This is a genomic window from Roseivirga sp. (assembly GCF_034669765.1).
GTDB lineage: Bacteria > Bacteroidota > Bacteroidia > Cytophagales > Cyclobacteriaceae > Roseivirga.
Map to the genome: position 1 here is coordinate 318,240 of NZ_JAXMOQ010000006.1, position 9,404 is coordinate 327,643.

Sequence of the window (9,404 nt, forward strand, 5' to 3'; positions counted from 1 at the left end):
CATGGTGAGATCGCTAACTTTGTTTTATCTTAGCCGTAAGTCCTTTCATAATATTAAAAAAATGAACCTTAAAACATCTGCCCTACTTCTATCTGCCTTTGCCATGGCTTGTTCTTCTCCACAGAAAACAGAAAAAGCTGAACCTAAATCTAAAGTTCAAGAAATTGTTGATGAAGCCATTGCCTTTCATGGCATGGGAGGATTGAATAATGCTGAATTTTCACTCACTTTCAGAGACATTGACTATACCTACAATAACAGCAGCGGTCTGTTTGAATACACCCGTACACAAGTAGATAGCGTTGGCCAAACGGTTTTTGATGTGATGAATAATAGCGGTTTAGTAAGGCTAACGGATGGGGATACCACAGACATTTCGGAAGAAGATAGGGCCGCTTATACCCGATCGGTTAACTCCGTAATTTACTTTTTTAGGTTACCATTTGGTTTGAATGATGCTGCGGTAAATAAAACTTATGTGGGCGAAAAAGAGATCAAAGGCAAAACCTATTACGAAGTAAAAGTGACCTTTGCCCAAGAAGGCGGTGGGGAAGATTTTGACGATGTATTCCTTTATTGGTTCGACAAGGAAGATTACAGCATGGATTATTTGGCCTACTTATATCATACCGATGGAGGTGGAATGCGTTTTCGCGAAGCCATTAACCCTAGGAGAGTAAATGGGATTCTAATTCAAGACTATTTGAATTTAAAGCCAGAAGACGAACGTATGGACATCATGAACATTGCCGACTTGCATCATGCAGGTGAGCTTGAAGTGCTTTCCGAAATCATCAATGAAGATGTCAAGTTCTCACTTAAATAGCCAAGCTGGATGACGCTAACTGCTCAACCAACCTTTCACCCTAAGTTTTAAACCACCTCGACAAAAAGGTGAATATGCTAAGGAAATAAATCAATACTTTAAGACATATAATTCTATTGCTATGTCTTTTAATTTTTCAGAATGGTGGGATGCCCTAGAAACTACCCATAAAATTTATTGGGGATTGGCCATTCCATTTTCCATCATCTTTGTGATTCAGATGATCATGACCTTTGTGGGTGGCGAAGTAGAGGTTGATGGAGACGCAGACTTTGATGTGGACAATGACGGAGGTGCAGGCTTTCAGTTTTTTACCCTTAAAAACTTCATCGGCTTTTTTACCATTTTTTCTTGGACAGGAATAGCCTCGATCGACTCTGGGTATAGCGGCCTTACTACGCTAATCATTGCAACAATATCTGGCCTTATTATGATGAGCATAATGGCCTCACTTTTCTACTTTTTCAGTAAACTTACCGACAGCGGTACGATGAACATCAACAACGCAAAAGGCGGAATTGGTGAAGTGTACATGCGCATTTCTGCCGAAAGGGGCAATGTAGGGAGAATATTGATTAAGGTGCAGGGCTCTTTAAGAGAGCTAGAAGCCATAACCGATGACGAAATAGACATCCCAATGGGCTCGGTTGTCAACGTAAAAGACGTCATTAACAACAACATACTTTTAGTGTCTAAAAATTAACCTAATCAATATGAGCGAAACTTTTATCATTATTATTGCCGCTGCGGTCGTCTTTATCTTTGTGATGCTGATCGGCATTTTCAGGCGTTACAAACGTTGTCCTTCAGATAGAATTCTAGTTGTTTACGGAAAAGTAGGCAATAATGCTGGCTCCGAGACTGGTAGATCGGCAAAGTGTATTCACGGGGGTGCTGCATTTATTTGGCCCGTCATCCAAGACTATGCCTTCCTAGATCTCACTCCAATTTCTATAGAAGTAAACCTTACCAACGCACTGAGTAGACAAAACATTCGAGTGGATGTTCCTTCAAGGTTTACTGTTGGTATTTCAACAGAAGAAGGTGTAATGACGAACGCTGCCGAAAGACTTTTAGGCCTTTCGCAACAAAACATTCATGATTTAGCAAAAGACATTATTTTCGGTCAGTTACGTTTGGTGGTTGCTACTATGGACATTGAGGAAATTAACTCTAACAGGGATAAGTTCTTGGCCAATGTAGCTTCTAACGTTGAGCAAGAGCTGAAAAAAATTGGTTTGAAGCTGATCAACGTAAACGTAACCGATATCAAAGATGAGTCGGGTTATATTGAAGCTTTGGGTAAAGAAGCGGCTGCAAAAGCCATTAATGACGCCATTAAGAGCGTAGCCGAAAAAGATCGTGATGGTTTGATTGGTCAAGCCAACGCACACCAAGATCAACGTACGCAAGTAGCTGCAGCTGGAGCAAGTGCTGTAGAGGGTGAAAACTTAGCGAAGATCAAGGTAGCACAGTCTGATGCCCTTCGTTTGGAGAAAGAAGCCGAGGCAAGAAAAATTGCCACCGCTGCGGAAAAAGTACAGTCAGCCAAAGCCTTAGAAGAAGCTTATGCTGCTGAACAACAAGCAGAAAATGCCAGAGCGGAAAGAGACAAATCGAGCCAGACCGCTGATGTTGTAATCCCAGCTCAAATTGATAAGCAGCGCGTTGAAATTGCTGCGGAAGCAGAAGCTGAAATGATTAGAAGAAAAGCAAGAGGTGAAGCCGATGCCATTCTTTACATGAAAGAAGCGGAAGCAAAAGGTATTTACGAAGTACTCACCAAGCAAGCACAAGGTTTGGAACAAATTGTAAAAGCTGCTGGCGAAAATTCTAGAGATGCTGTACTCCTACTGATTGCTGATAAACTACCAGAATTGGTAAGGTTGCAAACTGAAGCGATCAAAAACATCAAGATTGATAAGGTTACTGTTTGGGAAGGTGGCAACACCACTGACGGCAAAAACTCTACCGCCAACTTTATTTCTGGATTGTACAAATCAGTTCCTCCATTACAAGACATGTTCAACATGGCAGGAATGCAGTTGCCAGACTATCTGAAAGGAAAATCTGCTGATGAAATCCAGCAAATGGCAGAAGAAGTAAAAGGTAAAGAAGAAGATAAAGCCTAAATTTTATCAAGTGAGAACTTTAAAAGTCAAGTCGAAAGGCTTGGCTTTTTTTGTTGATTCCAATCTGTAGACTGTAAGGAATGATGAAAAGCAATTTGGGTTTTTGACAGTTTTACATTTCACCCAAATCCAGCAGGGTTTCTAAGGCAACTCTTCAAAAGGCTCATCATCTGATTGTTCTTCATTTACCTCTACCTGATAATTGGTATCATCCATGAATCGATTTTCCTGCTTAACACTATTAGCAATACCAACCATCCAAGCTACTATTAGCACCCTAAAGAATGCGAATGTTTTGAGCAGCAGCTTCTGAAATTTAAACTTGGACATACTTAAACTTTGGCAATTGTCATTCCAAAAGGATTATTCGATTCTTTTCTGACATAATGTCCAAATTTTCTACTGTCGCTCGACTATACCCTGTGACAATTAGCGTTTTGGCATCTAGCGAATGATAAAACCAAGCCTGCATGTTTTGGAGATTGAATGCTACCTGTCAGCGACTGCTGTTCTGAACCTAAGCATGTTAACAGTCGCTCGGCTGTGCCGAGTGACCGATAGTAATTTGGCATCTCGCCAACCTCATTCCTAGTCAATTGAATGACGCGATGATAAAATTTAATAGTAAACTTTTCCTTTCTAATAATCCACTCTTACATTTTATTGAGCGATTATGTAATATGGCAGTATGAATAAGAAAGTAACCATCGGAGTTGTGCAGTCTGCGCCAGAGTACCTTAATGTTGAAAAGTCAATGCAGAAGGTGGAAGCGCTTTTAAGAGAAGCCGCAGCTAAAGGCGCTCAGCTGATTACTTTTGGCGAAACTTGGTTTACTGGCTACCCCGCCTGGATTGACTATTGTGACGAGTATGCCCGTTGGGACTTTCCGGCCACCAAAACCGTTTTTGCCCGAACACATGAACATAGCTTAGATGTGAACGGGCCAGAAGTAAAACAAATTGGAAAATGGGCCAAAGAGCTAGGCGTAGTTGTCGTAATGGGCATCAATGAAAAAGTAGATTCGGGAGTTGGAAATGGCACTATTTATAACAGCCTCCTCACTTGGAATGAAAAAGGAGAATTGGCCAATCACCACCGTAAATTAATGCCAACGCATACTGAAAGACTTCTTTATGGTCAAGGGGATGGCGCTGGATTGCAAGCTGTTGACACAACCTTTGGAAGAATTGGTGGATTAATCTGTTGGGAACACTGGATGCCTCTGACACGCCAAACCATGCACAATTCGGGTGAGCATATTCACGTGGCGGTTTGGCCAAAAGTTCATGAGATGTTACAAGTAGCAACACGTTCTTACGCTTTTGAAGGCCGTTGTTTTGCCGTTGGTGTGGGTCAAATCATGAGGGTAAAGGATATTCCTTCAGAATTTAAACTCCCCTTAGAATTTGAAGGCAAACCAGACCATATGATTTTAAATGGTGGGAGCTGTATTTTCGGTCCCAGTGGCGAAACTATATTAGAACCGCAGTGGGATATAGAAGGTGTATTTATAGCCGAGGTAGACCTCAACAAATGTTATGAAGAACGATTGGCGTTAGATGTAACAGGCCATTATCAACGCCATGATGTTTTCGAACTGACTGTAAACAAAAAAAGACCGAAGTAAATCGGTCTTTAAAATTTATTAGGTCACAAATCACTCTCAATGAGAGTGATTTGTGCTATAACCTTAATAATTACCCTTTTCGGATATAGATGTTCCCGTTTCTCGTTTCCATTGTTACTTCGGCTCCGCCACCATTGAGTTTTCCTTCCACCCAATCTTCGTACTTCACCTTATAACCATTGGCTTCTTTACTCTTTTGAGGAGTAGTTTTTTGCAGTGCAAAATTTTCGAAGTCAGTAAAAATATCTCTTGATGTTTTCATCTTAGTGGAGAACTTTGTACCCGCTGGCACAGTCAAATCTACATCACCATTGTACGTGGTAAAAATCATTGGCGCATTTGCCGTTACAGCCTTGAAAGTCGCTTTAACTGCTCCATTATAAGTACTTGCACTTGCAGATCCACTTACATTGTTCAAAGTAATTGGCCCGTTGTAACTTTCTACACTGTGTTCGCCATTCACGCCCTCAATTTCAATACCTCCATTGTTATAAGTTTTTATATCCAGACTAAAATTAGTTGGCACCTGAATCTCAAAATCAACTCGATTATTCCAGCCTTCAGTTTCTACTTTCACGATGTTATTGCGTTCTTCTGCCTGCACATTAAAACCACCACTACTCAATAATCGCATTCCATTTTCACCTGATTCGCGTTCTACCTTTTTGCTGTATTTTATCATCTTTACCTTCACCGTAGGCCCCGAATAAGCTGAAACCTTCACTGTTCCATTATGCGATTCAACTTGTAGTTTTCCTTTCTCTCCTGGTTTGCTTAAAGGAATTTCAAGTTCCTCAGTGTCTTGCTGGTACTTTTCTTTCCATCTCCCTTCTTCATCCCCAAAGTCCATTCCGAACATGCCTTCGATACTGCTCATGGCTTGTTCAATATGTGCACCAAGGTCAATTTCAAAGTCTGGTCCCACGGTCATTTTAAGGTCTGGAGTCACTTCAACTTTAATATTTGGGTCAACTTTAATATTCTGGGCTGTGAGGCCAAAAGCCACACCAACCATTAATAATGTTATAATTACCTTTTTCATATTGTTTGTTATTTGAGTCTTTGATTAAATAATTTTTTCAATGCTCTCTTTGAGCGTCACTTTTACATCTTCTGGTGTTCGATCACTTTCCAGAATAGATTTTAATTCATCTTTGGCTTTTGTTTCCTGAAGCTTCACCATCAGTTCGGCAAGGTTCACTTGCATCAATGGTGATTTCTGCTGTGAAATACTGCTGACCAATCCTGCCCTCACCTGAGGATCATTAGCGTATTCAGCCAGGGTATTCAGCGCAGCAATTCGAACATTCGTACTTGGGTCGCTGTTGAGGGTAAGGAAAAGTGCATCAATTACTTTTTGATTCGAAGAAGAAAGCTCAGACGACATTTGCACTCCTTTCAGTCGATCTGAAACAGATTCCTTCTCCAGCATTGCCATCATCATCATTTCACGCATTTCTACCATCTGTCCATTCAAATCGGAGAGCTCTTCCTTATAAGAATTGTTCCCAAAGTTTGTCCCCAGGAAAAGACCGATGACTAACACCCCTATTCCAAAAGCCATTCTACCATACTGGTTACCGAAAAGGAAGCTCTTTATCCTTTCAAATAAAGAAGAGTCATTTTCAACTTGAGATGACTTTTCACTTGCCTCATTCAGCATTTGATAGAAATTCTCTTTCAAAGCAGAAGAGGGTTCGGGTACCGATGAGCTCAGCATTACCCCCTGAAGTTTTGCCAATCCTTCTACCTCGGCCATATCAATATGTCCTTCTTGAACGTATTGTTGAAATTCCTTTTCCCTTTCAGGAGTCAATGTGCCATCAATATATTCGGTAATCATCGACATATATTTCTCTTCCATCTTTTCCACTATTTAGCTTTCATCACCCTTATATCTCCATTCAGTGTTTTGAATGTGAATTTGGGACCTCCATTACCTACTTGGTAACCATTGGAGTTGTCAACCTTATATTTTGTCCCCCCTCGTTCGCCCGTATTTGCTACCATTCTTGGCGATAGCTTTTGAGAGAACTCTAGGTCACTGTATACTTCTCCCCATTGAGTTTCGAAGTTGTAGGTCGCGGCCAAATTTTCTGGAGTAGAAATTTCTATCTCCCCATTCACCGTTTGGAACTCTGCAAACTCTGCAGGCATCTTCAAGTAATTCACCTCGATTTTACCATTTACAGTACTTGCTTTTGTATTACTTTCTACATCAATCAGCGTTACATCGCCATTCACATTATTGGCATACACCTCTCCCTTCACTCCTTTAATGTAGAGATCACTATTATTCACAGTAGAAATTTTTACACTGATGTTTCTAGGCACTTTAATTTTGTAGTCAAGCCTTACCCTGTAATCGACTCGCTCTCGATTCTGATTCCAGTCCCAACCGCAAGCCAAAGGATCATCCTTTTCTCTCACTTGATTGTTTGGTGTAGTAAATCTCGCTCTCACGAAATCATCACCTTGGGCAAAATCCAGCTTAACTTCCTCCATTCCCTTTTCAATCTCAGATTGCTTTCCAGAAATTCGTTTTTGCACTTCAATTTCTATGGTGTTGCCATCATGAGCTTCCACTTCAACATCACCTTCGATATTACATACCGCCAGCCATGTTACCTTTTCATTTTTCACAGTAAAACTCTTCTTTACCGTTTCAGTTTCACTTTGCCCCTTAACCATCAGGGCTGGCAAAAATGCCACAAGTAAAACCATACACTTTATCACTTTCATCATTCAGCTATTTTGTTGTTTCACTGCGCAGTAGGAGTTGCCTCTAACTGCGTATAGACCATTTTTAAATCCTTCAATGCCCTGAAGATTCGCACCTTCACTGCACTTTCAGTAATCCCTAGCAAGTCGGCAATGTCTTTATATCGCATTTCCTGATACTTACTAAGTATAAGCACTTCCTTCTTTTCGAAAGTCAGTTGATTCATGGCATGCTGCAGCAAATCCATTTCTTCCTTTTGAATTCTATTCGACTCTGCATTACTCTCGTTTCTGAAATATTTATCAGCCACTTCTACATCTTCTTTGTAGCCCATCTTCTTATTTTTCCGATAGTGATCAGAAAATAGATTTCGGGCCATATGGTACATCCAGGTTTTAAACTGGCCGTCTCCTTTGTAGGTGTGTTTGTATTTCATCATCCGTAGAAACACATTTTGCACAAGATCCTCACTCACCTCACGGTCAATAGTTAAGCGATAGAAAAAACCATAAAGGCTTTTATGATATCGTTCGAACAACAACCCGAGTTTATCGAGCTGTCCTTCTTTTACTTGTAGCATCAACGCGTTGTCAGAGAGAGAGTCCAATAGTCTGTTTTAAGAATTCAATGGGGGAAACCTAAGCTTTTTAGAAAGGTTACATTCAAGGTACACTTTTTTGTTTTTATTCAGATATGCCCTATATTCATACACCCTAAGTAATATTGAACAATGGAAATGACGACAGAAACCCTCGAACAAGAAATTCAAGCACTCACTGCGCAACTTACTGGAGACATGTTTAAAGACATGGACATTAAAGATCAAATACACAATTTAACGATGAAACTGAAAGGGGTAAAACCTATGGATTCGTCTATTGATTGTGTAGGCTGTGGAAGCTAAGCCATGAAAATAGCACCAAATTCAACCATCAAAATTGAGCCTCTTTTGGCTCTTTTTTTATTTTTATTCACCGCATGTAGCGAAACGAATATTCAAAGAGAAATTCCTACCGAAGCTCCTTTCATTGTAGTTTTGGGCGTTGCACAAGATGCTGGTTACCCTCAGGCGGGTCAACAGGAAGAATGGGAATTAATTAAAGAGAGAAGCGCCCGACCAAAGAATACAGTAGCACTTGGCCTCGTTGATCCTACTACAAAACAAAGATGGCTTTTCGAGGCTACTCCTGACTTTAAACTCCAGTTGCAAATGTTAGATGATGTTTCAGAAACCAATCATTACCCTTTGGATGGAATATTCTTAACCCATGCACATATTGGTCATTATACTGGACTTATTCATTTGGGACGAGAGGTAATGGGGACTTCGGGTGTTCCTGTGTATGCCATGCCTAAAATGAAGACATTCTTGGAAGAAAATGGCCCTTGGAGTCAGTTGGTCGATTTAAAGAATATCGAAATCAAGCCTCAGCAAGACAGCATCGCCATTCAGCTGAACAATAGTATTTCTGTTACGCCTTTCATCGTTCCACACCGCGATGAGTTTTCAGAAACCGTTGGTTACGAAATTAAAATCAAGGATAAGTCTATCATCTTTATTCCAGACATTGATAAATGGAGTAAATGGAATCAAGATATCATTGAAGTAATTCGTAAAAGTGACATAGCGCTACTTGACGCCTCATTCTTTAAAAATGGCGAAATACAAGGGCGCGACATGAGCGAAATACCACACCCGTTTGTGGAAGAAAGCATGGGATTATTTGGCAAACTCTCTGACGAAGACAGGGCCAAAGTTCACTTTATTCATTTTAACCACACCAACCCCATGAACTTCAGTGATAGCAATGAATCAAAATTGGTACGCGACAAAGGCTTTAATATTTCTTATGAGGGTCAGATTTTAAAGTTTTAGAGCACATTCAACTCGTTCTTCTTTTTGAATCGGAACAAAAGAGAGCACTCTTACTTAGCGCGAATATAGAATATATACGTAGTGCATAAACACTAAAAAAGGCAGCCATAAATGACTGCCTTTTGGTGGGCGCTGAGGCTCCGAAGCTTCGGAGCGAACCCCGACCCCTTATTTAAACCTTAACAAAAGATCATTAATTATTTTTGATTCCGATTTTAATC

General features: G+C 40.4%; 11 protein-coding genes. 6 read left to right on the forward strand and 5 right to left on the reverse strand.

The genetic code is table 11. The annotated features are described in order from the left end of the window. Positions 1-61: 61 nt before the first annotated feature. From VOI17_RS14040 to VOI17_RS14050, 3 genes are all read left to right on the forward strand, one after another. Positions 62-826: a DUF6503 family protein gene (locus VOI17_RS14040; RefSeq protein ID WP_323757851.1), complete on the forward strand. Its 765-nt coding sequence runs from the start codon at positions 62-64 to the stop codon at positions 824-826. Positions 827-947: 121 nt separating this feature from the next. Beyond that, on the forward strand, positions 948-1,529 hold the full coding sequence (locus VOI17_RS14045) for a hypothetical protein (protein ID WP_323757852.1): 582 nt from the start codon (positions 948-950) through the stop codon (positions 1,527-1,529). A gap of 10 nt (positions 1,530-1,539) precedes the next feature. Continuing rightward, entirely contained in the window at positions 1,540-2,958 is a 1,419-nt protein-coding gene (locus VOI17_RS14050; RefSeq protein ID WP_323757853.1) for a flotillin family protein, read from the forward strand. Positions 2,959-3,099: 141 nt separating this feature from the next. Here the strand turns inward: VOI17_RS14050 and VOI17_RS14055 are convergent, their stop codons facing one another. Next, positions 3,100-3,288: a hypothetical protein gene (locus VOI17_RS14055; RefSeq protein WP_323757854.1), complete on the reverse strand. Its 189-nt coding sequence runs from the start codon at positions 3,286-3,288 to the stop codon at positions 3,100-3,102. A 358-nt stretch (positions 3,289-3,646) separates the two neighbouring features. On the opposite strand from VOI17_RS14055, the gene VOI17_RS14060 reads away from it, so the two are divergent. Then, positions 3,647-4,585 carry a carbon-nitrogen hydrolase family protein gene (locus VOI17_RS14060; RefSeq protein ID WP_323757855.1) on the forward strand — a complete coding sequence of 313 codons (939 nt, stop codon included), beginning with the start codon at positions 3,647-3,649 and terminating at the stop codon, positions 4,583-4,585. Between the two features lie 70 nt (positions 4,586-4,655). Here the strand turns inward: VOI17_RS14060 and VOI17_RS14065 are convergent, their stop codons facing one another. The 4 genes from VOI17_RS14065 to VOI17_RS14080 are packed head-to-tail and all read right to left on the reverse strand — an operon-like array spanning position 4,656 to position 7,914. After that, positions 4,656-5,627, reverse strand: a complete 972-nt coding sequence (locus VOI17_RS14065) for a DUF4097 family beta strand repeat-containing protein (protein WP_323757856.1) — start codon at positions 5,625-5,627, stop codon at positions 4,656-4,658. A gap of 24 nt (positions 5,628-5,651) precedes the next feature. Continuing rightward, a complete protein-coding gene (locus VOI17_RS14070; protein ID WP_323757857.1) occupies positions 5,652-6,449 on the reverse strand; it encodes a HEAT repeat domain-containing protein in 798 nt (265 codons plus the stop codon). Between the two features lie 8 nt (positions 6,450-6,457). Continuing rightward, the gene (locus VOI17_RS14075; RefSeq protein WP_323757858.1) at positions 6,458-7,330 is read right to left on the reverse strand and encodes a DUF4097 family beta strand repeat-containing protein; all 873 of its coding nucleotides are present in this window, start codon (positions 7,328-7,330) and stop codon (positions 6,458-6,460) included. Positions 7,331-7,347: 17 nt separating this feature from the next. Then, complete coding sequence (locus VOI17_RS14080; RefSeq protein WP_323757859.1) at positions 7,348-7,914, reverse strand: RNA polymerase sigma factor; 567 nt, start codon at positions 7,912-7,914, stop codon at positions 7,348-7,350. A 129-nt stretch (positions 7,915-8,043) separates the two neighbouring features. Between VOI17_RS14080 and VOI17_RS14085 the strand changes: the two genes are divergently transcribed. Further along, positions 8,044-8,211: a hypothetical protein gene (locus VOI17_RS14085; protein ID WP_323757860.1), complete on the forward strand. Its 168-nt coding sequence runs from the start codon at positions 8,044-8,046 to the stop codon at positions 8,209-8,211. Between the two features lie 3 nt (positions 8,212-8,214). After that, positions 8,215-9,183 carry an MBL fold metallo-hydrolase gene (locus VOI17_RS14090; protein ID WP_323757861.1) on the forward strand — a complete coding sequence of 323 codons (969 nt, stop codon included), beginning with the start codon at positions 8,215-8,217 and terminating at the stop codon, positions 9,181-9,183. The last annotated feature ends 221 nt before the right edge of the window (positions 9,184-9,404 follow it).

Bases quoted from the DNA above. Each gene is read 5' to 3' on its own strand.
- VOI17_RS14055 (WP_323757854.1), bottom strand. From the start codon at position 3,288: ATGTCCAAGTTTAAATTTCAGAAGCTGCTGCTCAAAACATTCGCATTC.
- VOI17_RS14075 (WP_323757858.1), bottom strand. From the start codon at position 7,330: ATGATGAAAGTGATAAAGTGTATGGTTTTACTTGTGGCATTTTTGCCA.
- VOI17_RS14045 (WP_323757852.1), top strand. From the start codon at position 948: ATGTCTTTTAATTTTTCAGAATGGTGGGATGCCCTAGAAACTACCCAT.
- VOI17_RS14050 (WP_323757853.1), top strand. From the start codon at position 1,540: ATGAGCGAAACTTTTATCATTATTATTGCCGCTGCGGTCGTCTTTATC.
- VOI17_RS14065 (WP_323757856.1), bottom strand. From the start codon at position 5,627: ATGAAAAAGGTAATTATAACATTATTAATGGTTGGTGTGGCTTTTGGC.
- VOI17_RS14060 (WP_323757855.1), top strand. From the start codon at position 3,647: ATGAATAAGAAAGTAACCATCGGAGTTGTGCAGTCTGCGCCAGAGTAC.
- VOI17_RS14040 (WP_323757851.1), top strand. From the start codon at position 62: ATGAACCTTAAAACATCTGCCCTACTTCTATCTGCCTTTGCCATGGCT.
- VOI17_RS14085 (WP_323757860.1), top strand. From the start codon at position 8,044: ATGACGACAGAAACCCTCGAACAAGAAATTCAAGCACTCACTGCGCAA.
- VOI17_RS14090 (WP_323757861.1), top strand. From the start codon at position 8,215: ATGAAAATAGCACCAAATTCAACCATCAAAATTGAGCCTCTTTTGGCT.
- VOI17_RS14070 (WP_323757857.1), bottom strand. From the start codon at position 6,449: ATGGAAGAGAAATATATGTCGATGATTACCGAATATATTGATGGCACA.